The 26,317-nt window shown below is 48.3% G+C and carries 28 protein-coding genes and 3 pseudogenes; 1 reads left to right on the top strand and 30 read right to left on the bottom strand.

Features of this window, described 5'->3' with window-relative positions; translation table 11 throughout:
- Nucleotides 1–332: 332 nt before the first annotated feature.
- From AP057_RS08610 to AP057_RS08545, 14 genes and pseudogenes are all read right to left on the bottom strand, one after another.
- Complete coding sequence (locus AP057_RS08610) at nt 333–1,244, bottom strand: nucleotidyl transferase AbiEii/AbiGii toxin family protein (protein WP_049626221.1); 912 nt, start codon at nt 1,242–1,244, stop codon at nt 333–335.
- Nucleotides 1,244–1,852, bottom strand: a complete 609-nt coding sequence (locus tag AP057_RS08605; RefSeq protein ID WP_025951212.1) for a type IV toxin-antitoxin system AbiEi family antitoxin domain-containing protein — start codon at nt 1,850–1,852, stop codon at nt 1,244–1,246. Before AP057_RS08605 ends, AP057_RS08610 begins: the two co-directional genes overlap by 1 nt.
- 213 nt (nt 1,853–2,065) lie before the next feature.
- A pseudogene (locus AP057_RS17000) lies at nt 2,066–3,205 on the bottom strand (amylopullulanase); the annotation flags it as partial.
- 160 nt (nt 3,206–3,365) lie between these two features.
- On the bottom strand, nt 3,366–4,421 hold the full coding sequence (locus AP057_RS08595; protein WP_049626219.1) for an RNA-guided endonuclease TnpB family protein: 1,056 nt from the start codon (nt 4,419–4,421) through the stop codon (nt 3,366–3,368).
- Nucleotides 4,422–4,559: 138 nt separating this feature from the next.
- Complete coding sequence (locus tag AP057_RS08590; protein WP_025949135.1) at nt 4,560–4,928, bottom strand: PIN domain-containing protein; 369 nt, start codon at nt 4,926–4,928, stop codon at nt 4,560–4,562.
- A complete protein-coding gene (locus AP057_RS08585; protein WP_025949136.1) occupies nt 4,915–5,157 on the bottom strand; it encodes a hypothetical protein in 243 nt (80 codons plus the stop codon). Before AP057_RS08585 ends, AP057_RS08590 begins: the two co-directional genes overlap by 14 nt.
- 368 nt (nt 5,158–5,525) lie before the next feature.
- Nucleotides 5,526–7,853, bottom strand: a complete 2,328-nt coding sequence (locus AP057_RS08580) for a bifunctional 2',3'-cyclic-nucleotide 2'-phosphodiesterase/3'-nucleotidase (RefSeq protein WP_055358528.1) — start codon at nt 7,851–7,853, stop codon at nt 5,526–5,528.
- A gap of 266 nt (nt 7,854–8,119) precedes the next feature.
- Entirely contained in the window at nt 8,120–9,016 is an 897-nt protein-coding gene (locus AP057_RS08575) for a hypothetical protein (RefSeq protein ID WP_055358527.1), read from the bottom strand.
- On the bottom strand, nt 9,013–9,807 hold the full coding sequence (locus AP057_RS08570; RefSeq protein WP_055358526.1) for an ImmA/IrrE family metallo-endopeptidase: 795 nt from the start codon (nt 9,805–9,807) through the stop codon (nt 9,013–9,015). The genes AP057_RS08575 and AP057_RS08570 overlap by 4 nt, the downstream gene beginning before the upstream one ends.
- Nucleotides 9,808–9,811: 4 nt before the next feature.
- Nucleotides 9,812–10,204: a hypothetical protein gene (locus AP057_RS08565; protein WP_055358525.1), complete on the bottom strand. Its 393-nt coding sequence runs from the start codon at nt 10,202–10,204 to the stop codon at nt 9,812–9,814.
- A 424-nt stretch (nt 10,205–10,628) separates the two neighbouring features.
- Nucleotides 10,629–10,799 (bottom strand): transposase, encoded by a 171-nt coding sequence (locus AP057_RS08560; protein ID WP_183084373.1) that lies wholly within the window; start codon nt 10,797–10,799, stop codon nt 10,629–10,631.
- Nucleotides 10,786–11,348, bottom strand: a pseudogene (locus AP057_RS16275) (transposase). Before AP057_RS16275 ends, AP057_RS08560 begins: the two are co-directional and overlap by 14 nt.
- A gap of 132 nt (nt 11,349–11,480) precedes the next feature.
- Nucleotides 11,481–11,780, bottom strand: coding sequence for a hypothetical protein (locus AP057_RS08550; protein WP_049625129.1), 300 nt, complete (start codon nt 11,778–11,780; stop codon nt 11,481–11,483).
- A 14-nt stretch (nt 11,781–11,794) separates the two neighbouring features.
- A complete protein-coding gene (locus tag AP057_RS08545) occupies nt 11,795–12,304 on the bottom strand; it encodes a RadC family protein (protein WP_055358522.1) in 510 nt (169 codons plus the stop codon).
- A gap of 206 nt (nt 12,305–12,510) precedes the next feature.
- Here AP057_RS08545 and AP057_RS08540 point away from each other — a divergent pair, with 206 nt between their 5' ends.
- Nucleotides 12,511–13,959 (top strand): IS66-like element ISBst12 family transposase, encoded by a 1,449-nt coding sequence (locus AP057_RS08540; protein WP_055358521.1) that lies wholly within the window; start codon nt 12,511–12,513, stop codon nt 13,957–13,959.
- Between the two features lie 72 nt (nt 13,960–14,031).
- Here AP057_RS08540 and AP057_RS08535 read toward each other — a convergent pair.
- From AP057_RS08535 to rpiB, 16 genes and pseudogenes are all read right to left on the bottom strand, one after another.
- Nucleotides 14,032–14,781, bottom strand: a pseudogene (locus AP057_RS08535) (RNA-guided endonuclease InsQ/TnpB family protein); the annotation flags it as partial.
- A 172-nt stretch (nt 14,782–14,953) separates the two neighbouring features.
- Complete coding sequence (locus AP057_RS08530; RefSeq protein WP_033017484.1) at nt 14,954–15,355, bottom strand: F0F1 ATP synthase subunit epsilon; 402 nt, start codon at nt 15,353–15,355, stop codon at nt 14,954–14,956.
- Nucleotides 15,356–15,377: 22 nt separating this feature from the next.
- Nucleotides 15,378–16,799 (bottom strand): F0F1 ATP synthase subunit beta, encoded by a 1,422-nt coding sequence (atpD, locus tag AP057_RS08525; protein WP_055358520.1) that lies wholly within the window; start codon nt 16,797–16,799, stop codon nt 15,378–15,380.
- Between the two features lie 27 nt (nt 16,800–16,826).
- Complete coding sequence (locus tag AP057_RS08520) at nt 16,827–17,684, bottom strand: F0F1 ATP synthase subunit gamma (RefSeq protein ID WP_033017481.1); 858 nt, start codon at nt 17,682–17,684, stop codon at nt 16,827–16,829.
- Between the two features lie 67 nt (nt 17,685–17,751).
- Nucleotides 17,752–19,260: a F0F1 ATP synthase subunit alpha gene (atpA, locus tag AP057_RS08515; protein WP_033017480.1), complete on the bottom strand. Its 1,509-nt coding sequence runs from the start codon at nt 19,258–19,260 to the stop codon at nt 17,752–17,754.
- Between the two features lie 24 nt (nt 19,261–19,284).
- A complete protein-coding gene (locus AP057_RS08510; protein WP_033017479.1) occupies nt 19,285–19,821 on the bottom strand; it encodes a F0F1 ATP synthase subunit delta in 537 nt (178 codons plus the stop codon).
- Nucleotides 19,818–20,351, bottom strand: a complete 534-nt coding sequence (locus AP057_RS08505; RefSeq protein WP_183084009.1) for a F0F1 ATP synthase subunit B — start codon at nt 20,349–20,351, stop codon at nt 19,818–19,820. Before AP057_RS08505 ends, AP057_RS08510 begins: the two co-directional genes overlap by 4 nt.
- A 120-nt stretch (nt 20,352–20,471) precedes the next feature.
- On the bottom strand, nt 20,472–20,690 hold the full coding sequence (gene atpE / locus AP057_RS08500; protein ID WP_011232830.1) for a F0F1 ATP synthase subunit C: 219 nt from the start codon (nt 20,688–20,690) through the stop codon (nt 20,472–20,474).
- A 67-nt stretch (nt 20,691–20,757) separates the two neighbouring features.
- Nucleotides 20,758–21,471 carry a F0F1 ATP synthase subunit A gene (gene atpB / locus AP057_RS08495; protein WP_015376063.1) on the bottom strand — a complete coding sequence of 238 codons (714 nt, stop codon included), beginning with the start codon at nt 21,469–21,471 and terminating at the stop codon, nt 20,758–20,760.
- A gap of 30 nt (nt 21,472–21,501) precedes the next feature.
- Nucleotides 21,502–21,858: an ATP synthase subunit I gene (locus AP057_RS08490; RefSeq protein WP_033017477.1), complete on the bottom strand. Its 357-nt coding sequence runs from the start codon at nt 21,856–21,858 to the stop codon at nt 21,502–21,504.
- Nucleotides 21,859–21,864: 6 nt separating this feature from the next.
- Nucleotides 21,865–22,083, bottom strand: a complete 219-nt coding sequence (locus AP057_RS08485; RefSeq protein WP_033008425.1) for an AtpZ/AtpI family protein — start codon at nt 22,081–22,083, stop codon at nt 21,865–21,867.
- Nucleotides 22,084–22,546: 463 nt separating this feature from the next.
- On the bottom strand, nt 22,547–22,759 hold the full coding sequence (locus AP057_RS08480; RefSeq protein WP_235468511.1) for a hypothetical protein: 213 nt from the start codon (nt 22,757–22,759) through the stop codon (nt 22,547–22,549).
- Nucleotides 22,760–23,060: 301 nt separating this feature from the next.
- Entirely contained in the window at nt 23,061–23,690 is a 630-nt protein-coding gene (gene upp, locus AP057_RS08475; protein WP_033017312.1) for a uracil phosphoribosyltransferase, read from the bottom strand.
- A 151-nt stretch (nt 23,691–23,841) separates the two neighbouring features.
- Entirely contained in the window at nt 23,842–25,080 is a 1,239-nt protein-coding gene (gene glyA, locus AP057_RS08470; RefSeq protein WP_033017313.1) for a serine hydroxymethyltransferase, read from the bottom strand.
- Nucleotides 25,081–25,172: 92 nt separating this feature from the next.
- On the bottom strand, nt 25,173–25,751 hold the full coding sequence (locus AP057_RS08465; protein ID WP_055358519.1) for a TIGR01440 family protein: 579 nt from the start codon (nt 25,749–25,751) through the stop codon (nt 25,173–25,175).
- Nucleotides 25,752–25,826: 75 nt separating this feature from the next.
- A complete protein-coding gene (gene rpiB / locus AP057_RS08460) occupies nt 25,827–26,270 on the bottom strand; it encodes a ribose 5-phosphate isomerase B (protein WP_033008391.1) in 444 nt (147 codons plus the stop codon).
- Nucleotides 26,271–26,317 lie beyond the last annotated feature (47 nt).

Genomic DNA, 26,317 nt, shown 5'->3' with positions numbered 1-26,317 from the left:
CCTATTGATTCGGACAGCCTCGCTTTCTTGCTTACTCCCCATTCACCAACTTCAACTTCTCCTTCGACGGCGTTTCGTAGCGGATGTGCGTGTCGATGTCTTACACGTTGTCCGTTCATCTTTGCTTATGCCGTCCAAATTGCCAATCAGCGGCCAGCCAATCCCCATGACCTCGTCGCGAATGAATTCGTCGTACCGCTGAAAAAGCGGTACACGTTGATCACCGTCAGCCAGTTTTTCTTGTCTCGTTTTTGTCAGGCTCTCAAATATTACTGCTCAATTCATGTAGTCTACCCTATGCTTTTCTAATTTTTGAGCTGTTGTCTTCTTCGTTACTCCCATTTAAGAGCCCGGCTATTCCACATTTTCCAATATTCATTTTCTTTTAAAATTGATTCATATACAGGAAAAAGAAAATCTCGAATTTTCTCCATGACGAAGGGAAACTGTAGATCTTCTTTTATACCCGTTCTTTGCAAAAATGCCTTCCACTGTTTGTTTCGGCTCTCATCTTCTGCGAAAGAAGGTGAAAACACAGGATGTTCTTTTTCTAAATTCGTTCGACGTCTTTGAAAGGTTTCAAATATGGCTTCCCATAAGACGCGTCCATCAAAATTCTCGGTTGATAAAAGCATGAAAACATCATAAAAATCCTTCATCCTACTGTTGACAACAGATAGTGAGATCATCGCCTCAAACTTTTCAGCTATTACTGAATAAGTGGAGTAGACTCGAATTTCCGGGGGCTTCATATTTAATAAAGTAGGATACTGCATCTCTTGTGGTTTTGGGATCACGACATCACCAAATCCAATATCCAGTTGCAATTGCTTTTTTATTTTGCCAAGTGCTGCCGGAATTTTAATACGAATTCCTTCATAATCAGCACCCTCCTTAATTCGTTCAGCCGTAATGCCCTTTACATCAAATTCGACTCCATCTTCTTCAGCAGTTAACGTACAAATGGACTCAAACGCAGTTTTGATATATTGAATATCATTTGAAATTTGTCTAGCTAAAAAGTCAATATCTTTGGTTGGCCTAGATTGAAATTGTGTTAAGGAAAATAAAAAGAGACCGCCTTTTAGAACAAATTTATCCCGATAATTAGAAATGGAAAGTCGGTATAGCAACCTTTCTTGAAAATACAACAGTAAAATGAAATCAAAGGTTTTTCCACTTTGTTTGGCAATATTCTTTAGTCTTTCTCCAACTGAAGCAGGTATATTTTTAACATTTCCCATTATAAAAGCACCTCTAAGTATTTTAATAAAACCGTCTTGATGCGCATTTTCTCAGCACATTCCACCAGTTTGCTTATATTTTTTTCAGAACTTTGTAAATAATTTCGCAAACCTTCTTTCATTAAATCGATTCCTATTTTTTCTCTGTATCGAATAATGTCGCAAATCGTTTTTTCACGATTATAAATGCTTATTTTATGGCCGCCTATTTCCACTTCTTCAATTCCATATTCAAACTGTTTTTTTGAAAAATAGAAAATTTTAATTGGCGGATAATCGGGCAAACGGGGTTTCCTTGATTTTCTTTCAATAGCAATTTGGTACTCCCACGGGTTATAAGTGGTTAACTCATAAAAAGACAATGCCGACAAAAGACAAAGAACGCCATTCGGGATCACTTTTGATACTTCAATCACTTCTTCATTTTGATCACTTTCAAATGCAGCATAACGGTACAGCCCACGTTTGATCCTAATGATTTCTCCATTTTGCTCGAACTTTCGAATATAATATTTGCTCACTCCTTCTCTGGTTAAGTCTTCTGTCTTCGCAAATCCTTTTTGACGCATAAAAATATCTTTTATGATTTTGCTTACTTCTTTATTCATTCATGATCACCACTCTTTTCATCTAAACGTCGGCATTTATCACTCATTGCAAACGTTTAATATACTTATTCTCGATTACTCACCATATCCCTCTTTTTTCACCTTAATGCATTCACTTATTATTATATGCCGACCATAAGTAAAATTCCTGCCGTTATTTTCACATATAAAAGCGAGTCTGCCCTATTGATTCGGACAGTCTCGCTTTCTTGCTTACTCCCCATTCACCAACTTCAACTTCTCCTTCGACGGCGTTTCGTAGCGGATGTGCGTGTCGATGTCGGTCACGTAATACCCGCCGCCGACCGCGTACTGCCCGCCGAAGCGCGCGTCATACCCATAGACGCGGTACACTTCCCCAGGCTGTAAGATGCGGACGAACACAAGGCGCCCATCCTTCGCCCGTTTCCATAGATTGATCGGCTTTTGCACTGTCAAGCGGCCGATTTGCCCTTTTTTCAACTCCACGCCATCCCAGTAGACTTTTTTCACTTGGCTTGGAGGAGTGGTTGGCTTTCTCGGTTTCTCTTTTGGTTTCGATGGAGACGGTTTTTGCGGCGGTGCTGATGGAGGCGCTCCGTTTCCCGGAGGAGCTGTGCCGCCCGGCGGAACGCTCCCCCCAGGGGATGTGCCATCCGATGGACCACCGCTGCCCGGAGAGGTGCCGTTGCCTGGCGTTGCCCCTCCGTCATGGGACGGCGTTTCGCTGCCCGGCCAATCGCTTTCCGGAGAATCGCCGTTGCTTGGCGGCGTTGTCAACTTCCCTTCGCGCAATTGCTTCGTTTCTAAATTCAGCACATAATCTTTCGTGTTTTTCGCAATCGCTCCGCCGTCGTTGTTGAAAATGGCTGTTTTGCTTTCAGCCGATGGTTCAATATGAATCGACACTTCTTTTTGATGGCTGGCCGGCGTAAACGTGTACGAGAATGCCATCCGGCCATCAATCGGCACCCGCTCGCCATTGATCGTCAAAACACCGTTTTTAATGGCATTGCCCTTGATCGTCACTTGACTCCCTTGTTTTTGCACCTCTTCGATGACGACCGGCATATCGATCCAGCGCAAAATTCGATCTTGCACAATCATCGTATTGTTTCCTTCATTGTGGACCGTCACTTTCAAGTCGGTGCCAATCGCCCCATAGCCGTAGTAGCTCACGTCATCATCGTTGTCGTCCTCACGCGTATGGTCGGCCAACCCCTCTTGATCCCACGATCCGCCTTTCACATACTTATAGGTGATCGTTTCCCCTTCCTGCACCTCGACGGTAAATTGCCAATCGGGCGTCACCGCACCGTTGCGCGACATCTCCCAGGCCCCTGTGTTCCAGCCGTTCAAGCTGTTCGGAATCTTGACACTCCACACGCCTAAAGGCGTGGGATTCTTGGGTCGTTTGCGTCCTCATCCATTTCTGGTTCGGACAACGCAAAAGCTTCAAGGGTGTGCCATCACCCCGTCCCATCGGGTTAGGATGTACCCCGATGGGCGGCGCACCTGTGACCAGTGCGCTAGGTTAGACGGCAAAGCCCGAAATCGCTTTGGCGATGTTGATGGCGCCATTCAAGTCGGCGTGGAGAGTGTATCCGCACCTTTGGCATCGGAAGCGGATGCCATTTCGGTTCGCTTTCTCTTGATGACCACATTGACACGTTTGGCTCGTGTAGGTTGGATTCACCCACTCCACGCGAATGCCTGCCATTTCCGCTTTATAGGCGATCATCGTTTGCAATTGATGGAACGCCCAAGCATGAAGGCTTCGCCCCGCTTCTTTGGCCGATTTTGCCCGTTTCCGAATTCCCGTCAACGCTTCCATCCGAATCACGCCAACACCGTTGGCGAGCGCAGCATTCACGATTTGACGGCTGATTTTGTGATTTTGATCCTTCATCCAGCGGGACTCTTTGCGGCCGATTTTGCGAATCATATGAAGCTTCTTGGCTTGGCCCAGCCTTCGCCGCAAAGCCGCATATCGTCGACGTACAAAGGCGCATTGGTTCCCTTTGAAAAACCATGATTTCGTTCCTACGCTGGCCACGGCGATATAGCGAAGCCCTAGGTCAACCCCCATCACCTTTGTTTCGTGCCGCGGCTTCACGTCAAAGGTGATCGCGATCGCCAAGCACCATTTTTTTCTCTTTTTGTAGAGCTTGGCGGCCCCTTGTTTGGCGGTTCCATCGAGCAGCCGATTCATCCACGCTTCTTGATAGGGGCGCGTGACGACCGGCACGCCGATTCGCTTCTCCAGCGTGGGGAAAGAAACCGTGTAGAACGCTCCTTTCTTTTCCACCTTCACGTTTTGATTGTTAAAGCAACACCAGAATGTCCGGAACTTCTTTGTTTTCTGGTTTTTCTTTTGGGACTTCACTTCTCGAATCGTCTGATTCACGACGGCGCAAGGAAACCGCTGCGACGAAAACGCTTTAAATAATTTGCTCGTCGCTTGATTCAGCTTGGGATGATTCAACAGCCAATTCGCAAACGCGGTATTCACTTCTGTCATCCGTTCGTACATGTCTTGTTTGGCTTTCGTCGGCTTGTGCAGTTCCAGCCTTAGCGTGATCGTCGGCATGGATTCACCTCCTTCTAGCGATGACATGATACCATGTTTTTATAATTATTCAATATTAGTAAAACGACTCACTTTCATCCCACCCCTAAAGGAGTAAGCTTTCCCACTCGCGGGTCTGTAACAAGTATATCATGATGTCTATTCCTCAAGTACCTTGTTCAGCTTCTTATCAAAAGTATATACCTCGTATCCCTTTACTTTATGATAGGCGTACAAAAGGGCATCCACAAAGTCCAGTCGTCTTCTGCCAAACAGAATGAGCGCTTCCTCTACTATCTCGATATCATCCACGTCGATATTATCGTATTTGAACAGTTCTAAAAGAGTATCGCTGATCTCAGCATTTGCGACATTGTACACTTTTTCAAGAACATAGATAACTTCAACGACTACTTCCTTTAGCAATAACACCTTGTTATTTTCAATAATCGTTGCCGCTTTAGCCGACAAATCATCATGATCATTAAGCAGGTATCTTAGAATAATGTTTGCATCAATGATTTTCATATTGATCCACCACAGCTTGAGACCAGGCATCGCTTTCTTGAGCCTGCAAATCCTCATTTTTGTATTTTGACAGAGCCCCTCTTAAGCTCTTTCTTTCTGATTGTTCTGAATTTTCTTCGTCTACATAGGGAAGGATAATGACTTCCACTTTCCTATTTTTTAATGATTCAGGTATATCTATGAACTTTTCTAGATCATTGCTGTTTTTTATTACTCTCACAAAATCCATGCTTCTTCGCTCCTTTCATTGAACGCTCTCCCACCTACGCTTACGCTTCGAGGCGTTCGAGGCGGGAGATGATAAAGCGGAACTCTTTAAACATATTATACCATTTTCATTGTACATTATCACACAAAAATTCAATTGATGAGTCAGTCAAGAATTTATCGGGAAAATCCACAGAATATTCCTCTGTTTATCTGAATGCATGCATTTATTACTATATTCTGATAATAAGTGAAATTCCTACCGTTATGTTCACACTTCATATCGAACGCTTTCACTCATGAAAACGTCATCCACTCCACTTGAAGGAAAAAAGCTGCCTTTAGCCGAAACAGGCATACATCCCTGACGGCTAAGACAGCTATTTCACTTTATTGCCCATTCACCAACTTCAACTTCTCCTTTGACGGCGTTTCGTAGCGGATGTGCGTGTCAATGTCTGTTACGTAATACCCGCCGCCGACCGCGTACTGCCCGCCGAAGCGCGCATCATACCCGTAGACGCGGTACACTTCCCCAGGCTGTAAGATGCGGACGAACACAAGGCGCCCATCCTTCGTCCGTTTCCATAGATTGATCGGCTTTTGCACCGTCAAGCGGCCGATTTGCCCTTTTTTCAGCTCCACGCCATCCCAGTACACTTTTTTCACTTGGCCTGGAGGAGTGGTTGGCTTCTGAGGCTGCTTTGGCGGGTTGGGCTTTTCTTCCTTCCAAAGCGGCAAGGCAAATTCATATTGGGCAAATCCGCTCGGCAAGGCGGTGACATAGCGGATGCTGCCGTCGTGCGGCAAGTATTTTTGCGCTTCCGGCGACGATTCAAACGTGACGGTCACCGGCGCTTTCCCTTTCACTGGCGCAAACCGCCAGTTGCCATCCGCTGACGGGTTGATCGTTCCGTTTTCCCGAATGTAATCGATGATCACTTGCCGGTTTTCATCCGGCGCAGCCAAAATCGTGTTTTTCCCGCCCGGATTGATGATCCGGTTTGTCGTCGCCCGATAGTTGTTCGTTGCGACGATAAATTCCATGTTCGGCGTCACTGGCTTGCCTTCGAATTTCAAGTTTTTAATCCGGTTCGCATTCGGATTGATCACATTTTGGTTTTTGTCGTATTTCGCCGGCTCGGTCACATCGATCTCGTACGTCACTCCATCAATAATGTCGAAGTTGTACGTCGGGAAGTCGTTGTTCACAAGCGGCTGAACGTCTGTCTTGTTCGGGTCGATTTGGTTGAATTGCCCCGCCGACCACTCAAGCCATTCTTTCAACTCGGCTCCCGTAATTTTCAACGCATACACCGTGTTCGGATACAAGTACAAATCGGCGACGTTTTTAATGGCGATTTCCCCTGCCGGGATGTCGGTATAATAGCTCGCCCCGCCGCGTCCGCCGGCTTTGAACGGAGCGCCGGCCGACAGCACCGGAAGGCCTTCATATTTCGTCCCTTTCAACATCTTTTCGACATACCATTTTTGCGCATTCGTGACGATTTGCACGGACGGATCGTCTTTGATAAGCGCAAAATAGCTGTTGATCGGGCTCGTTGTTTTTCCAACCGGGCTGCGGACGTACTGAATCGTCGCTTCATGTTCCGCTTGGATCGCCTGCTCCACGGCCGGGTCGCTGTCAACCAACGGCGTTTTCGTCGCCTTGTCGTACACCGGGCGAAGCTGGGCTTTCGCTTGCGTCACTTTCCATTTTCCATCGATTTGCTCAACCGTCAAATCAATAACCCCAAGCGTATCGCCCCACGCCCCCGGCATCGTCACCGGAACACCGTTGATCGTGCCTGTTTCATTGTTGATACCGTTCCCATCCGGAAAATCGGGCGTCGTTCCCGGAAGCGCCGGGAATTTTTTATGCTGGTGGCCGGTCAACACGGCGTCGACCCCCGGAATTTGCGTCAAATAATACGATGCGTTTTCCATATTCGGGCTGTTTCCGCCGGTCTCAATGCCCGAGTGCGACAGCACAACGATCAAATCGGCCCCTTCCGCTTTCATTTTTGGAATATACTTTTGCGCCGACTGCACAATGTCTTTCGCAATCACTTTCCCTTGCAAATTCGCTTTGTCCCAATCCATAATTTGCGGCGGCACAAAGCCGATGACGCCGATCTTCAGCGTATGCTTCTCCCCGTCTTCATCAACGACTTCTTTCGCTAAAATTTGATACGGCGTGAAATAGTTGACATCGTTATCCGGATTTTGGTCATGATCGTCACGGTACACGTTCGCATTCACGATCGGCAGCTTGGCATCGTCATACACTTCATTGAGGAAATCCAAGCCATAGTTGAACTCATGGTTTCCCACTGTCGCCGCATCATACTTCAACAAATGCAACAGTTTCACTGCTGGATGCACTTCGCCATCTTGCAGCGGCTTCACTTTCGCCACATAGTCGCCAAGCGGCGTTCCTTGAATCAAATCTCCGTTGTCAAACAGAAGCGTATTCGGCTGCTCAGCGCGCGCCTGCTCGATCAAACGCGCCGTCTTCGACAACCCAAACTCATTCGTCGGACTATCTTTGAAATAATCGTAGTTGACGAGATTCATATGTACGTCCGTCGTCTCTAAAATGCGCAGCTTGACGACATCTCGATCTTCCGCGCCCGCTGCGGTCGGCAACACAGCCGGAGCAAGCAGCCCCAACGCCAACACCACGCTCGCCGCCGCGTATTTCTTCCGTTTTTTCAATGTCCATCCCCCTCACTCAGATCAAATCATTGTCATCTCTATACATATTACCATAAAAGCAACAAAATTTTGATAGAAAAAACAAACAAAAAAATAAAGGAAATAAACAGACAATATCGAAAGAGATAGAGGAAAGCACAATGTCCTATTCTTGGGGATGGTTGATCTTTTCAATCTTCTTTTTTACATTCATAACGGATCTTCCTTGCGGCTCTCTGCCTCTATCGAGCTTTCGCAACTTTTGAGAAGCAACGGATGCCCCTCCGTTAAAAGGAAATCTCTATTTTTCCTTCTTCAATCCATTTTGCCAAATTGGCATTTTTAATTTCTGTATGGAATGACTGTCCATCTAACGAATAAATGACCTTCCTCGACTCGTTTCGACCGCTGCTGTGCACAAAAGCATAGATTTCTTCGGAGCTTAATTTCGTATTTTGAATGGATAATTGTAGAATACGGTCATAAGACAGCAGGATGTATTGCTGTTTAAATCCTAAAAAATCATCGATACCTAATATTCCAAATAAACTTTCGTTATTTACAAAAGTATTATACATCGTATATACACCTTTGCCGTCATCACTACATATATAGGCAGGACCGTAGTACTGATGAACAAGCAATAATGAGAAAAAACAAATAAAGCGCTCTCCTGCATTATTTCCGTTATGTAAAATGATTTGTCTCAATTTCGGAAGATCCGAAAAAGAGGATAATTCACATCGTTCCAGGTTATGAATAATATCTCTATTGACTCTGAAAGCTTGCAAAGCTAGTTGTTTCATCACATCCAATATGCGTTGCTTTTTCGTCATTCCTTTCTCTAATAAGTGATAAATGGTTTGCATCGATAGAATATACAGCTGTTTCTTCTCCGATAATTGTTTGAAAAGCTCAAAGTAATAATCATTATACCGTTCCTTTGTGGGTATATTCCTACAAGACTCTTCTAACACTGCATCAGGAATAAGAAAAACCGGGGACTGATGAAACGCCTGCAGCAAAAGCGGCAAATTTGATATTTGTTTTCTGAATTTCGTTAAGATCATATTATCTAACATATAAAATGCTTGATGTTCATTTAGTGACTGGTACAGTTGGACCGTATTATCTGAAATAAACGGGCGAACGGATTCTAAAACAGGGGAATCGAGGACCTTCATCCTTTCGTCCCCCTTTGATCATGCACTGACGCCAACACTTGTTCATATAGCTTATCATAAAATTTTTTAATCGATTGAAGATCCTCCTCATACATCAATCCTTTTGCCTTTTCATATAATTCATCAAACCCGCTGATGTTTATCGTATAACTAGGCTCGAACAATGATTTGTCTATATCATGGGGAATACGATTTCTATAATCATAGTCCAATGCATCTTTTGCTTCGTTAATCGTGATCAATTCGTTTTGAGCAAGTTTCACAACTAACGCTTTATACGGGATCTGGAAGATACTGATTAATCGCATAATTTTTTCCGGGAGAGATTGTTTCGTATGAGCAGTTTCTAAAAATTGAAAGCTTCTTTCTAACACAAAGTCATTAATTAAAAATTCGGAAGCAAAGAGATTAGGAAGCCGCTCTTTTTCATCATAAATATGATCAATCATGATAAAATTTTGGTCAGGGTTCTTAATTTTCTCCTTGTCAAAAAAGAAATGATAAAACTCGTGCGCCCACATGAAATTTTCATATATTCTCGGCTGTGCGGTATTAATATGGACATAATAATCACCGTTATAGTAATACACAAGCCCACCATAGTCAGCATGTTGAATCGGAAACTGCAATACATTTGCATGCTCGTAAAGATAAGTTTTTATAAAATCAAGCGGCTTTACATGAGCAAGAGGATCTCCGAGGAAGTAAATACGATCCATCGCCTTTTTAATTTTCGGCAAATGTGTTTTGTTATGCTCTAGAATCATTTCAAGATTGTCTTTTGCAATCAATGGACTACCCCCTTGGATGTTCGGAATTTGTCACTGATTTTAACACATCGATCAGTTCAACAAATTCGCTGAAAAGATGCATGCCCTTTTTGAATTCTTCGTCCTCTGCACCGTGAAACGAAAGGGCCACATAATTCATAAATGAATCAGATCGGCTACGGTCAAACGTTTTTTCTTTGAATTCCATATCTGCCTTGTAAAAAAAGAACGGATCTTTAATGCGGAATAGCTTATTGATCTTTGCAACATACTCCTCCACATTTCCTTCGCCTTTTAAGAAATTATAATAAGCTGTCTTCTTAATACCAGTGCGTTCCATCACCCATGAATGTTTAATACCTTTACTTTCTATATATTTTTTGACATTCTGACCTACAATTTTGTTTGTATTTACCATACATTTCACCTCCGTATCTACAATAAATTATAAATAAGAATGTATTGATTTTCTATATATTTTCCTCAAAAAACGGAATATATGATTATTTTATGCAAAAAATTATTAAAAAGTTCTCGATAAAACTCATTTTTTCCTTAAAAAGAGGAATGTATTGCTATATGTTGCCTCCTTCCCTTATAACTTTTTAGCTAAGAGGTCAGGGGATTCTTCCTAATTGCACAAAAATAAAAAATCGTTATCTTCATTAGCTTTTCGAGTATTCTAAAACTAAAATAACTTCTTCTTTATATTCGTTTTTTCAAATTTTTGTATCACAAACTTCATCAGCAACTTTTTCATAAAAATAATCAAGTACAACACGTTTTTTACTCATCGAATTACATTCTCCTTAACGCCTGCATATGGTCTTCTCGTGATGTGTCTACATAAATAGCGGTTGTTTGTATACTTTCATGCCGAGCAAGATAACGGCGTCAAACAGCGATACGTGAGCATGATGGCCGAACGTCGGCACTTGCTTTTGACGGCCAACCTCTGACCATGTCGTACGCAACACATGATACGATCGGATATGCGTTTCATCGATGTACAACAGGACGGAATCTGGATCGATTAAGTTTTTTTATTAGATCCATTTGTTTTTCGAAGTGTTTTTGCCGATCCGGATCTCCTTTCGCCAACGTGTAAGTCGGCCGGGTCCACGAAAGCCCTTTTCGATGCAAGAGTTTTCGCAAGGCTTCGCGGGACATGGAGATGCCATAATGGTGGTGTACATAGGATTGAAGGATCTTCGTATTCCACGCCGAAGCGATGTCCCAGCCCAGCTCCGCGGGTGTCGTGGTCAACACAAGGTGTTTGATCTCTTCCTGCTGTTCTTCGGTGAGAAACGGCTCTCGCCCAGGGGCAAAATCCCGATGAAGCAGGAGTTCCAGGCCCCCTTCGTTAAACAGCGACACATAATGGGAAACGGTTTGGCGGCACACGTTGACCATGGAGGCCACGTCTTTGCCCAAATAGCCTTCTATGACCAGGCGGACGGCATCACACGTTGGCGGAGATGAGCGTTTTTGATCTTCCGTTCCTGCTTGCGGAGTTTCCGGGGCGTCCATCCATGGTTGTCGGTGATGTTGAGACGTTTCATGCAGAATTCCGCTCCTTTCCCATGCTTTTCCTTAGGAGCAGTATAACCAGAGTGGGCACCGCTTATGCGAAGGTTAACTTTTCAATGAGCATGTATATAGTCGTGATATTCTCGTACGAAAATCCGTCAATCTCAGACATATATTTCGTAAGCGATTGGCTCACCGTTCTTTATCCACACCTCGTACAATTTCTCCCCCGTTTCCTCATCTCTTACAAATCCCGCTATCCAATCATTTCGTTTCTCATCAACATACCTTAGAGTCTCAAAAAGCAGCGGATTCGGTAGTTTTTCCAGATGTTCTTCAGGCACAAGATAGTTGTCCAGCTCTTCGTGATAGAATTCGTACGCTTCATAACCCACCTCGTCAATGTTCGCTGCTACGTTGAACGTTCTCTTCATTGTCCTTACAAACCAATCCATGTGTAACATCTTCTCGTCTCCTCTCAAATATATCCTTTTTCTTTCAGTGACAAATATCTTTCAGGACAAACAATCAAATGGTCCAGCACATCAATGCCAACGATTCTCCCAGCCTCTACTAACCGTTTCGTTACCTCGATGTCTTCCCTCGACGGCTCGCAATGACCGCTCGGATGATTATGGGCAACGATGATAGAAGCCGAATTGGAGAGAATGGCATCCTTCATCACCTCCCTCGGATGCACGATGCTAGCGTTCAGGCTTCCGACATGGCAAACGTTGATGGCAGTCGGCTGGTTTTTCGTGTCAAGGCAGACAACGACAAACTTCTCACGGTCAGCTTCAGCAAGGAATGGCTTCAGCAGCTTGTACGCATCCTCAGGAGACTTGATTTGACGCTCCTTGTACAGCACGCTAGACTCTCGAACGAGCTTCAGGCTGACAATGTTGACGCGCTTCGCCGGCTGCTTGGCAGGCACCTCTCTTTCTAGCAACTCTAGCTGTTGGTGGTTGATGGTTTGATACTTGCTCATCCTTTTCCCTCCTAAAATAGAAATAGCCCCAATTCCCCGAAAGGAATTGAGGCACTATGACTGTAGGTTCAAAATCATAATATATATTTGAAATCAAGCTTGATACAGATTTGGGGTAACTATTCAGCCACATCATAAAGTGAGCTGAATATTTTCTTCTTTCCTTGTCTATGATGTGAATATTGATAGACAAGGAGGTGAATCGCATGTTGACGGTACAACAAGCTGTATTTACAGTTGAGGGCTTAATCGGCAAAGTTCAACAACAAAAACAGCTCATTCATCAACTCATTCAAGAAAATGAACATTTGCGTCACGAAAACAAACAACTACGCAAAGAAAATGAACAACTGAAGTACCGTGTTCAAGAGCTGGAAGCACGCACGAAAAAAAACAGCTCCAATAGCCATTTGCCCCCATCTTCTGACCGTTTTGAGAAAAAGCGTTCCTCCCGCGAGCCGTCTGGCAAAAAGCCTGGTGGGCAAGAGGGACATGAGGGGAAGACGCTCCGTCAAGTGGAACATCCACATCATCGTGTCGTCCACCGTGTGCATACGTGTCAAGGATGTGGAGCTTCTTTGCGTGAMGTCAAACCGTTCAAAGTCGATATCCGTCAAGTGTTTGATGTCCCTCCTGTGGCGATCGAGGTGACACAACATGAACGTGAAGTGAAATCGTGTCCACATTGTCGATGCGTGCAACAAGCCGAATTCCCATCCCATGTCACGAATCATGTGCAATACGGTCCACGGCTCACGGCGCTCGTTGTTTATTTACATCATATCCAATTGATCCCGTACAAGCGTTTAAGTGATACAATCGAAGCGTTATATCAACACTCGATTAGTACRGGAACYCTTGCCAATATGGTGAAACGAGGACGCGAAGCGCTGGAATCAAATATGGACATCATCGAAGACGCCTTACTTGAATCCAACATCCTGCATGTCGATGAAACGAGTTTGCGCATCAATGGGAAACTCGCATGGGTGCATGTCGCGTGTACATCGAGATATACATACTTGGCTCCTCACGCTTCTCGTGGAAAAAAAGCGACCGATGATATCGGGATTCTTCCCCGATATGAAGGGACGATGATGCACGATGCGTTCGGTACRTATCCGAAATACACACATGCCACCCATGCCCTTTGTCATGCCCACCATTTGCGTGAGTTAAAAGGATTCATCGAACAGGGGCATACGTGGGCGATGCGCATGACCACGTTTCTGTTAGCCGCCAAGCAAGCCGTCGAAGCCCATCACGGTGCACTTTCCGAAGAAGAAGCGAGACGGTGGGAACGAGTGTATGATCGCATCCTAGAAAGAGCACAACACCGATTAGAAACGATGACGCCTCTTCCGAAAAAAGCACTCGCTTTTGTTCGACGCCTTCAAAAACGAAAGGAAGAAGCGCTGCGTTTCTTACGTGAAGTACATGTTCCCTTTGATAACAACCAAGCCGAACGCGATCTTCGCATGGTCAAAGTCAAAGAGAACATTTCGGGTACGTTTCGCGAAGAAACATTCGCGCAGTCGTTTTGCATCGCAAGAAGCATCGTTTCCACACTGACGAAACACGAAAAAAACGTGTGGGATTCGTTATGTCTTCTGTTGGCAGGCGAAACGATCGATCGAGTTCTTTCCGCTACCTAGGGCATTTTCTATGACCGAAATGCCCTATTTGTGCTGGGCTTTTTTATACACTAGCACTGGGGTGAATAGTTACGCCTGTTTACGAGTGGTGCCTTTGATTTTTTGCTTATCTTTTATGCTTTGAAGTCTGGCATTTTCTTTGTTAAACCATTGATTGATACTTTTTAATCTCCGCCCATCAATGATGAATGATCTGCCGTCTGATGTGACACAAGTGGCAAAATTGTTTAATCCTAAATCAATGGCCAGTGCTTTTTGGTCATTTAATTCTCTTTGATCTTCAGGCATTTCATATTTGTACTGAATCTCAAAGAACCTGGCATGATGCTTAGGAATGATTTCAATCTGCTTAATCTTTTTGTCCAGTAACACAGGCGGAATCGTTATCGTGATAGGCTTGTGAGTCTTTTTAAATAGGCGAGAATACGGTATCGTGAATTTGTTGCCGTCTATACGAATCTGGCCAATGATCAGTGAATGAAAGCCATCTTTTTTAAGATATTTTGGAATACTGATAGCCTTGTRGTCATATTTTCCTTGTTTGGCAAGACTGATCAAACCAAAGAAAGATTTAAAGGCTTCATTGACCTTTTTTAAAATTTGCTGTGCCATGTTGCTGTTTAACAGCTTATAGTTTTCGTTAGTTTTKGCAAGATGATAATTTTTCTCATAATTAAGAAATTCCTTGTGTTCAAAATAGTATTGTCTGACATTGTACAATCCGACGTTGTACATGTTCTTGGCAATATGGCACAGTTCTCGAAGAGTCAAGTATTCTTCTTTGGTCAAACCATTTAGCTGTTGTTTGATACAAAAATACATGTTTTCACCTCCCATCTAACTATATTATACTATATTTTACTGAATCTATCCTATTTTCAGCAAAATATAGTTAAGGCGATTCATCTCCCACTTACTCCGCTTCGCTTCGTTGAAGTGGGAGTCTTCTCGCCTAATTAAGATAAAAAAAGCAGAGGAACATCCGCTCCTCTGCTTACTTCATTTCCGCTACATTCAAGCGGTTCAAGGCGCGTTTCAACGCCAGTTCGGCCCGGTTGAAGTCGATGTCATCCTGCTGGCTTTGCAGGCGGCGCTCCGCCCGCTCTTTCGCCGCTTTGGCGCGGAGGACGTCAATGTCCTCCGCCCGTTCAGCAGCTTGAGCCAAAATCGTCACGTTGTCCGGGCGGACTTCCAAAAAGCCGCCGCTGACAGCAATGTATTGCGTTTTGCCGCCTTTTTTCAGCCGGGCCGCGCTGATCTCGAGCGGGGCGACAAGCGGGATGTGCCCCGGCAAAATGCCGAGCTCGCCGCTTTTCGCTTTGATGCTGACCATTTCAACATCGTCTTCGTACACCGGGCCATCAGGAGTAACGACGCTCACGTGGATCGTTTTCATTGTCCAATCCCCCTATCCCGGGTCACACTTCGACACCCATCGCTTTCGCTTTTTCAACGACTTCTTCAATGCGGCCGACTAAGCGGAACGCATCTTCCGGAAGATGGTCGTATTTGCCTTCCAAAATTTCTTTAAAGCCGCGCACCGTTTCTTTGACCGGCACGTAGGAGCCCGGTTGGCCCGTGAACTGCTCCGCCACGTGGAAGTTTTGCGACAAGAAGAACTGGATGCGGCGGGCGCGGTGAACGACGAGTTTGTCTTCGTCCGACAGTTCGTCCATCCCTAAGATGGCGATGATGTCTTGCAATTCTTTATAACGTTGCAGTGTTTGCTGCACTTTGCGGGCGACTTGATAGTGCTCCTCGCCGACGATTTCCGGCGCCAGCGCGCGCGACGTCGAGGCGAGCGGGTCAACGGCCGGATAAATCCCCATCTCCGCGAGCTTCCGCTCCAGGTTCGTCGTCGCATCCAAGTGCGAGAACGTCGTGGCCGGAGCCGGGTCCGTATAGTCGTCGGCCGGGACGTAAATCGCTTGAATCGAGGTGATCGAGCCTTTCGCCGTCGACGTGATCCGCTCTTGCAATTGGCCCATCTCCGTCGCCAATGTCGGTTGGTAACCAACAGCCGACGGCATGCGTCCTAACAATGCCGATACTTCCGAACCAGCCTGCGTGAAGCGGAAAATGTTGTCGATAAACAGCAGCACGTCTTGCCCTTGCTCATCGCGGAAGTACTCCGCCATCGTCAAACCGGTCAAGGCGACGCGCATCCGCGCCCCCGGCGGCTCGTTCATTTGCCCGAACACCATGGCGGTTTTGCTGATAACGCCGGAGTCTTTCATTTCATGGTACAAGTCGTTCCCTTCGCGCGTCCGTTCGCCGACGCCAGCAAAGACGGAAATCCCGCCGTGCTCTTGGGCGATGTTGTGGATCAGCTCTTGAATCAAGACCGTTTTTCCTACGCCAGCGCCGCCGAACAAACCGATTTTTCCGCCTTTAATATACGGGGCAAGCAAGTCAATGACTTTAATCCCCGTTTCCAAAATTTCGACTTCGGTCGCCAATTCCTCGAATTTTGGCGCCGGACGGTGAATCGGGTCGCGGCGGGCGTCAGCCGGAATGTCGCCTTCGAGGTCGATCGGCTCTCCCAAGACGTTGAACACGCGGCCAAGCGTGACTTCGCCGACCGGCACCGAAATCGGTGCACCGGTATCGATGACTTCCATGCCGCGGATGAGGCCGTCTGTGGACGCCATCGCGATCGTCCGTACTGTATCATCGCCAAGGTGCAAGGCGACTTCCAATGTCAAGTCGATGTCGACTTCGTTTTCGTTGCGCGCTTGATGTTGAATTTTCAGGGCGTTGTAGATCGCCGGCAAGTGGCCGTTCTCAAACTTGACGTCTACAACCGGACCCATGACTTGGATAACGCGTCCTCTTGTCATCGTTTTCCCTCCTAACTTGCTAGTCCGCTATTGCAAGGCGTTTGCTCCGGCGACAATTTCCGTAATTTCTTGCGTAATCGCCGCTTGGCGAGCGCGGTTGTAGGAAAGCGTCAATGTGCGAATGAGCTCGTTCGCATTGTCCGTTGCGTTCTTCATCGCCGTCATGCGGGCGGCGTGTTCGCTTGCTTTTGCATCGAGCAATGCGCCGTAAATGAGGCTTTCCGCATACTGCGGCAATAAGACGTCCAAAATTTCTTCTTGCGACGGTTCAAATTCGTACACCGTGCGCTGCTTATTCTCCGCCAAGTCAGTGAGCGGAAGAAGCTTCCGTTCCGTCACCTCTTGCTGGATCGCGCTCACGTAATGGTTGTAATACATATACAGCTCGTCAAACGTACCGTCGGCGAATAACCCAACCGTTTTGCGGGCGATTTCTTTAATATCGTCAAACGACGGCTGGTCCGGCAAGCGGGTGATGTCGAGAATGACCGGCATGTTCCGCTTGCGGAAAAAGCTCAACCCGACGCGGCCGATGACAATGATCGCATATTCGTCCGGAGAAGCATGGCGTTTTTGGATCGTTTGGTACACGAGGCGCAACACGTTGCTATTGTACGCGCCAGCCAGACCGCGATCCGACGTGATCACGAGATAACCGGTTTTTTTCACCGGGCGCGAAACGAGCATCGGATGCGAAGCCCCTCCGGCGCCAAGCGCCACATTGGCCACGACTTCTTGAATTTTCTCCATATATGGAACGAACGATTTCGCGTTTTGCTCCGCGCGGTTCAGCTTCGACGTCGAGACCATTTCCATCGCTTTTGTAATTTGGCTTGTCTTCTTCGTCGCATTGATGCGCGTTTTAATATCGCGTAACGATGCCAAAGGTTTCACCACCTTTTTGCTGCACGGGTTCTAACAGGCATGAGGGGGCGATATGCCCCCGCCGGCCTTATTGTGAAACGACAAACGTTTTCTTGAACGCTTCGATCGCTTGATTGAGATCGTCTTCGTTCGGAAGATCTTTCGTCGTGCGGATGTGCTCAAGCAAGTGTTGGCCGTTTTGGTCGAGCCACAAGTAAAACTCTTTCTCGAAACGGCGCACATCTTTAACCGGAATGTCGTCCAAAAAGCCGCGCGTCAATGCATAGATGATCAACACTTGTTTTTCGACCGGAATCGGCTGATGCAAATCTTGCTTCAGCACTTCGACCGTGCGCGCCCCGCGGGCGAGCTTCGCCTGCGTCGCTTTATCGAGGTCGGAGCCGAATTGGGCGAACGCTTCGAGCTCACGGTAAGCGGCCAAGTCCAAACGAAGCGTCCCGGCTACTTTTTTCATCGCTTTGATTTGTGCTGCCCCACCGACGCGCGAAACGGACAACCCTGCGTTGATCGCTGGGCGGACGCCGGAGAAGAACAAGTCCGATTGCAAGAAAATTTGCCCGTCCGTAATCGAGATGACGTTCGTCGGAATGTAGGCGGAAATGTCGCCCGCTTGCGTTTCGACGAACGGAAGCGCAGTCAACGAACCGCCGCCTTTGGCATCGCTCAATTTCGCTGCGCGCTCAAGCAGGCGGGAGTGCAAGTAGAAAATATCCCCCGGATACGCTTCACGACCCGGCGGACGGCGAAGCAAGAGCGACAATTCACGGTATGCCGCGGCTTGTTTCGATAAATCGTCATAGACCACTAACACGTGTTGGCCTTTATACATGAAATACTCGCCCATCGCCACACCGGCATACGGCGCCAAGAACAAAAGCGGAGCCGGCTGCGACGCCGAAGCGGTGACGACGATCGTATAGTCGAGCGCGCCGTGTTTGCGGAGCGTTTCGACAACGGTGCGGACCGTCGATTCTTTTTGCCCGATGGCGACATAAATACAAATCATGTTTTGGTCTTTTTGGTTGATGATCGTGTCAATGGCGACGGACGTTTTCCCCGTTTGCCGGTCGCCGATGATGAGCTCGCGCTGGCCGCGGCCGATCGGCACGAGCGCGTCGATCGCTTTAATCCCGGTTTGCAGCGGCTCATGCACCGATCTCCGGTCCATAACGCCCGGCGCCGGGCTCTCGATCGGGCGCGTTTCGGTCGTTTCCACCGGGCCTAAGCCATCGACAGGCTGGCCGAGCGGGTTGACAACGCGGCCGATGAGCGCCTCCCCGACCGGCACTTCCATGATCCGGCCTGTGCGGCGCACTTCGTCTCCTTCTTTGATGCCGGTATACGGCCCTAAAATAACAATCCCGACGTTGTTTTCTTCCAAGTTGAGCGCCATGCCCATCACGCCGTTGGCAAATTCAACAAGCTCGCCGGACATGACGTTATCAAGCCCATGAGCGCGCGCGATCCCGTCGCCGATTTGGATGACGGTGCCGACATCGCTCACTTGGATTTGCGATTCGTAGTTTTCAATCTGCTGCTTAATGAGCGCGCTGATTTCTTCCGCTCTAATGCTCATGCCTTTCACCCCTGTCTCCAAATGTTAACCAATGAGCTGCCGCTGAATCCGTTCAAGCTGCCCGCTGACGCTGCCGTCATAAATGCGGTTGCCGATGCGCAGCTTCACGCCGCCAATCAGTTCCGGCTCGACGATATTTTCAATGTGGAGCGTTGCTTTGCCAACCTTTTTGGCAAACACGTCAGAAAGCGCCTGCAGTTCTTCGTCCGTCAACGGGCGCGCCGAATAGGCGATCGCTTCAGCGATGCCGCGCGCATCGTTGGCAAGGGCGATAAACTGATCGGCCAGTTCAGGCACAAGGCCGAAGCGATGGCGCTCAAGAAGAAGCAAAAGCGTGTTTTTCACCGGAGCAGAAACGCCGGCGAACACTTCACGAACAAGCGCTTTTTTCTTTTCTAAAGAAAGATTCGGGTTGGAAAGAAGAGATAAAAACTCGCCGTTTTCCGCCAACGCTTGGCGTACGGCGCGGACGTCTTCCTCGATCCAGTCAAGCTGCTGTTGTTCGAGCGCGATTTGGAACAAAGCGGATGCATACCGTTTGGCGATCACTTCTTGGTTCATCGCGCTCCTCCTGCCTCTTGAACGTCTTTGATGTACGCTTCGATCAGCTTGCGTTGATCTTGCTCGGTCAACTCTTTTTCAATCACTTTCGAGGCGATGAAGACAGACAACGACGCCACTTGTTCGCGGAGCGCGGCCATTGCCTGTTCTTTTTCGCGCTCGATTTCTTGTTTCGCCGTTTCTTTCACCCGTTCCGCTTCCGCACGGGCCGAGGCGACGATTTGTTCTTTCTGCTCTTCGGCAAACTTGCGCGCATTTTCGATGAGCGCTTGCGCTTCTTGACGCGATTGCTTCATCAGTTCACGCTGCTCTGCCAGCAGTTTTTCCGCTTCTTGGCGGCGTTTTTCCGCTTGGTCGATTTCGTTCGCGATATGTTCTTCACGTTGTTTCATGATATTCATTAACGGCTGCCAAGCGAATTTGCGCAACAAGGCCAGCAAAATAATGAACATCAGCAATTGGTAAATAATCGTGCCGCCGCTGATGCCATGCGCCGCTTCGCCGAGCACCAATACGTTTGCCTTCCACAACACCGCGTTTCACTCCTTTCGACAGCTATCGCACCGACGCGGTCTCGCAAAACCGCACATAAAGGAATGGCGAAGGTGGTCGTTGACACGAACTTCGCCATCACTTTCCATATCGATTTCTTATCGACCTAAGTAAATGAACGAGAAGACGACACCGATGATCGGAAGCGCCTCAACCAACGCGACCCCGATGAACATCGTCGTTTGCAAAACCGGACGCAATTCTGGTTGACGAGCAATCCCTTCGATGGTACGGCTGACGATCAATCCGTTGCCGATGCCGGCGCCTAACGCCCCTAAACCTACCGCAATCGCAGCTGCAAGTACACCCAAACTCATGTTGATAGATCCTCCTTCACCATGTTAAAGTAATGTTTCAAGTCCTTAATGAAATGATAAGGAATGCTCAATGGTCATGACTGACCTTATGAGCCATATAAACCATGGTTAACATCGTAAAAATGAACGCCTGAATCGTTCCGACAAAAATACTGAACGCTTGCCACACCATCATCGGAATGGCTGCGCCAACAGCGCCAAGCACACCGTAATGCGTGCCAAGGCTGGCGAGCAAGCCAAGCAAAATTTCCCCGGCGTAAATGTTCCCGAAAAGACGCAAACCGAGCGTCAGCGTGTTGGCAAACTCTTCGATGATTTTAAGTGGGAACAACCAGGCGACTGGACGGGTGTAATCGCGCAAATAGTCGGATGCCCCTTTCATTTTCACCCCATAGTAGTGGGTGAGGGCGACGACCATCACCGCCAGCGTCAACGTAACGGTCGCATCCGCGGTTGGCGATTTCCACCAAAGTTCGCCGTTGACATGGACGGAAAACGGCAGTCCAAGCATATTGGCCACAAACACATACATGATGAGCGTGACCCCCAGCGTCAAAAAGCGGCCGCCCGTTTGCCAATCCATTGTGCTGTTAATGATGCCTCTAACAAAGTCAAAGACCCACTCCATAAAGTTTTGCATCCCCGTCGGGCGCAACTGAAGCGAGCGAGTAGCCGCAACAGCAATGATGAAAACGATCAAACAGGTGATCGTAATCATCAACATATCAGATAAATTAAACGTAAGGCCTAAAAATTCGACAAGCGGCGCTTTATGCTCCATCCTCTCTCACCTCGCTTTCTACACAGCTGATTAGTCATTATGTAAAAAATGATTTGCTACCAATAGGATATATGGGGTGGCCAAGCCGAGGACGACCGGCATAACGGACAAATGTTGGGGATACCGGGACACAAACAGCGCAACGGCGGCAGCCAGCGCAAATCGAATCATGGTCCCAAGCGAAGGAGGGCGCCGTCCCTCGGCCATCGCTTCTCCTGCTTTTATGACACGCCGGGCCAGCAAGCGAATGCTGTACAGCCCTGTTGCTGTTCCAATGAGCAAACTAAAAAACCACGCTTCATAACTGGTCAATATCCATCCTACCGCATAACCCACCATTAGCACCGACGATTGCTTTTGTATTCGTTTTATGATCCTATCAATCATTGTTTCTTATTCCCCAAAAAAACGCCGAATTGTTTTCAGCGTGGCGAACACCCCCGCTGCTAAGCCGAGCAACAAACCAATAACAAGGAAAAGCGGTTCACTGTCCAATTGTCGGTCAACCCATCTGCCGCCAAATAAACCAACTAATGTACAGCCGACTAGCTGTGATGTGATCGCTGACATCAAGCCGATGGCCCGAAAAGGATGACGGTTATTTTTTTTCATAATGGTTACCATACCTCGCCCGTTTAGACCAGAGATCATTTCCGACAGTGAAAACCTTCTCAATCTACCTAATTGTAAGCATCTACCTATTGTAAGCATACAATACCGCTTGGTCAATGTCAATGTGTTCCCACATAAAACATCATTCACACAGAGTAAATATTAATAATTTGGGACAATTCCTCATTTTCTTTTCACAAAAATGGTGTATAATGATATATTTTTTTGGACACTTCCCTGCCTACAGCAACCGACTCACTCTGGACGCGTCCCTGTTTCGATGTCGAAAGAGGGGGACCCGTTTGGACGCGGCCCCCACACCCGTCAAGTTTAGCGGTATAAAATTTTTAAGACGATACTCGTGTTCATCCCCGCAGTGAATGATGGGGATCACATCCATTATTGGGCATACCAAATCCCCCTCCAGAAGAGGGGTGTTTGGTATTTATATCCATATCTAATTCTACCATATCTCTAATTTCGTTACGATATCTGATGCCGTTTCTTCCCCTTTCCTTCGACCTTTCTTGGCATGTTTTCGTAACAGGGAAAGGAGAGAGAAAAGGTTGATTTCCGCCATATGCGAACGCAAAAGCAACTGGTGCCAATACGATTGGAGAAGATCGAGCGCTTTCCGTTCACTGATTTCAATGTCTTCCTTTTGATGCCAATACATCCGAGCTTGAAACATCCCCATGCACAGAGAGTCAGAAAGGCTTCCGCCGTTAACGAACGCTGCCGCCGGATAAAGCCTGTTTTCCGTGCGAGACGGGTTCATTCTTCGGGAGAAAAGAGTTGACGAATGGTTTGAATCCATGCTTTCATTTGTTTTTCCATGAAAAAAATCCTTTCTAACGTGGAGTGTTCGTTAGAAAGGATACCGTGTTTTTGACGATGCACAAAGACCAAAATTCTTAACTTGATGGGTATGGACACGGCCCCCTCTTTCGACCGTACGGGCAACGGCCTGCTTCGGGTTATTTCGTGCCAAACAGCCGATCGCCGGCGTCGCCAAGACCAGGGACAATATAGCCGTGGTCGTTCAACCGCTCATCAAGGGCAGCGATGTAAATGTCCACATCCGGGTGCGCGGTTTCCACCGCTTTGACTCCTTCCGGCGCCGCGATCAGGCACATAAATTTAATGCTTTTCGCACCCCGCTTTTTCAGCGCATCGATCGCCGCCACCGCTGATCCGCCGGTTGCGAGCATCGGGTCGACGATGATAAAATCGCGCTCTTCGACATCGCTCGGCAGCTTGACGTAATATTCGACCGGCTTTAACGTTTCCGGATCGCGATACAAGCCGATATGGCCGACTTTCGCCGCCGGGATGAGCTTCAGGATGCCGTCAACCATGCCGATGCCGGCGCGCAAAATCGGGATGACGCCGAGCTTTTTGCCGGCAATTACTTTCGCTTTCGCTTTGCTGACGGGGGTTTCGATCTCGACTTCCTCAAGCGGCAGATCACGTGTAATTTCAAACGCCATCAACGTCGCCACTTCGTCGACAAGCTCTCGAAATTCTTTCGTGCCCGTATTCTTGTCGCGAATGTAGGTCAATTTATGCTGGATGAGCGGATGATCAAAGACGTACACTTTTCCCATGGGTCAACTCTCCTCTTCCGTATGTATGCACTACACTTCTATACATTCTACTGGAAAACGAGCGCCTATTCAACTGCCGAACGAACGGAAAAAGGCGCACCGCCAAATCCGGAGGCGGTGCACCGTACGGTTTCGGACGAAGCGGCGGCGCTTAGTCTTGATAGAGCGGAAACTTTTCCGTCAAAGCGGCGACGCGTTGGCGCGCTTCCTCAAGCGCTTGTTCGCTGCCGACGTTTTTCAGCACAAGGCCGATGATCGCGGCGATTTCGTCCATCTCTTCCAATCCGAAGCCGCGCGTCGTCACCGCAGCCGTGCCGATGCGAATGCCGCTCGTGACAAACGGGCTTTCCGGATCGTACGGAATGGTGTTTTTATTCACTGTAATGCCAACTTCATCCAACACTTTTTCCGCCGTTTTTCCGGTCAGCTGCTGCGGGCGCAAATCGACAAGCAATAAATGGTTGTCCGTGCCGCCGGATACGAGGGTGAACCCTTCGTTTTGCAGGGCGGAGGCAAGCCGTTTGGCGTTATCGACAACGCGCTTCGCGTACGCTTTAAAGTCGTCCTGCAACGCTTCGCCGAACGCCACCGCCTTGGCGGCAATGACATGCATCAGCGGCCCGCCTTGAATGCCAGGGAAAATGGCTTTGTCGATCTGTTTGGCGAACTGCTCCTGGCATAAAATCATCCCGCCGCGCGGGCCGCGCAACGTTTTATGCGTCGTCGTCGTGACGAAATGGGCGTACGGCACCGGGTTCGGATGGAGACCTGCCGCAACAAGACCGGCAATATGGGCCATGTCAACCATTAAATAGGCGCCGACTTCATCAGCGATTTCCCGGAATTTGGCGAAATCGATAATGCGCGGATAGGCGCTCGCGCCGGCGACGATCAGCTTCGGCCGATGAAGGCGCGCTTTCTCGCGCACGTCGTCATAATCGATGACATGGGTTTCCGGGTCGACGCCGTATGCGACAAAGTTGTATTGCACACCGCTGAAGTTGACTGGACTGCCGTGCGTCAAATGGCCGCCGTGCGACAAATTCATGCCAAGCACCGTGTCGCCGTGCTCAAGAACGGTGAAATAAACGGCCATGTTCGCCTGCGCCCCCGAATGCGGCTGGACGTTCGCATGCTCCGCCCCGAACAATTGCTTCGCCCGCTCGCGCGCCAACTCTTCGACGATGTCTACGTACTCGCAGCCGCCATAATAGCGGCGGCCCGGATAGCCTTCCGCGTATTTGTTCGTCAGCACCGATCCTTGCGCTTCCATCACCGCGCGGCTGACAAAGTTTTCCGAGGCGATGAGCTCAATCTTGGCATGCTGCCGTTTCCGCTCTTGCTCAATGGCCGCAAACACTTGCGGATCTTGTTGTGGCAAGTAGTTCATCAATAGCTCCCCCTTATGCGAAATCAGTGAATATTCGTTTTTATTTTATCAGCTTCAGCTAGGCAAGTTCAAAGGAAAAATGAATGAAATTGTTAGAAAGAACAGAAATCGTTCGGGTTTTCTAACGTATAGACGGCGCGGGCGCCGCCGATCAGCTTTGGCCGCGTCTTCGCCAGCGTGACGTACGCATGGCCGACATGTTTCACCGAAACACGCACTGGGACGGCAACCGGCTTCAAATGCATACCGATGAGCGTATGGCCGATGTCAATGCCGGCATCGGCGCGAATCGCCTCGACAACGACCGGGTCAGCGAACTTTCGATAGGCGTAGGCGGCCATCGCTCCGCCCGCTTGCGGCACTGGGATGACGGACACGATCTCGAGGCCATGGACACGCGCCGTTTCCCGTTCGACGACGAGCGCCCGGTTCAAATGTTCGCAACATTGAAAGGCGAGCTCGATCCCCGTTTCGCGCCGCCATGCATCAAGTTCAGCAAACAACATGGCTGCCACATCCGTCGACCCGGCGGTGCCGATTCGTTCACCGAGCACTTCGCTCGTGCTGCAGCCGACCACCACGATCTGGCCGCGGCCAAGCGGCGCCTGCCGGCGAAATTCGCGCAAAATCGTTTGCCATTGCTGCTGCCATTCGGTCAATCGTGCGTCCATGTTCCCCCTCCTTCTCTTCGGGCGCGCTGCAAACGCCCGCTCATTCCGCCCAAACAGCCAAGCCTCGACCGTTTCTTAGCGTCCGTTTTCATACTCGGCGATTTTGCCGATTCGCCGCGCATGGCGTCCGCCTTCAAATTCGGTCTCAAGCCATGCCTTGGCGATTTCGCGCGCCAGGCCGGGGCCGATGACGCGCTCCCCCATCGCGAGAATGTTGCTGTCATTATGCATGCGCGTCAGCTTGGCGCTGTAGACGTCGTGGCAAAGGGCGCAGCGCACCCCTTTCACTTTGTTGGCGGCAATCGTCATGCCGATGCCGGTGCCGCAAATCAAAATGCCGCGGTCAAATTCGCCGCGCGCCACTTTTTCCGCGACAGGGAGCGCGTAATCCGGATAATCGACCGATGTTTCACAATCGCAGCCGAAATCGGTGTACTCGATTCCCATTTCATCCAACAGCGCTTTAATTTCCTCACGAATGCGAACTCCACCATGGTCAGAAGCAATCGCAACTTTCATCACATTCGGACGAGGAACCCTAGGCTTCGCCGTGATAGCGAAAGCCA

The sequence above is a fragment of the Geobacillus sp. Sah69 genome (assembly GCF_001414205.1).
Taxonomy (GTDB): Bacteria; Bacillota; Bacilli; order Bacillales; family Anoxybacillaceae; genus Geobacillus; species Geobacillus stearothermophilus.
Note: the sequence above shows the minus strand (reverse complement) of the source record. Positions and strands in the feature narration are given on the sequence as shown.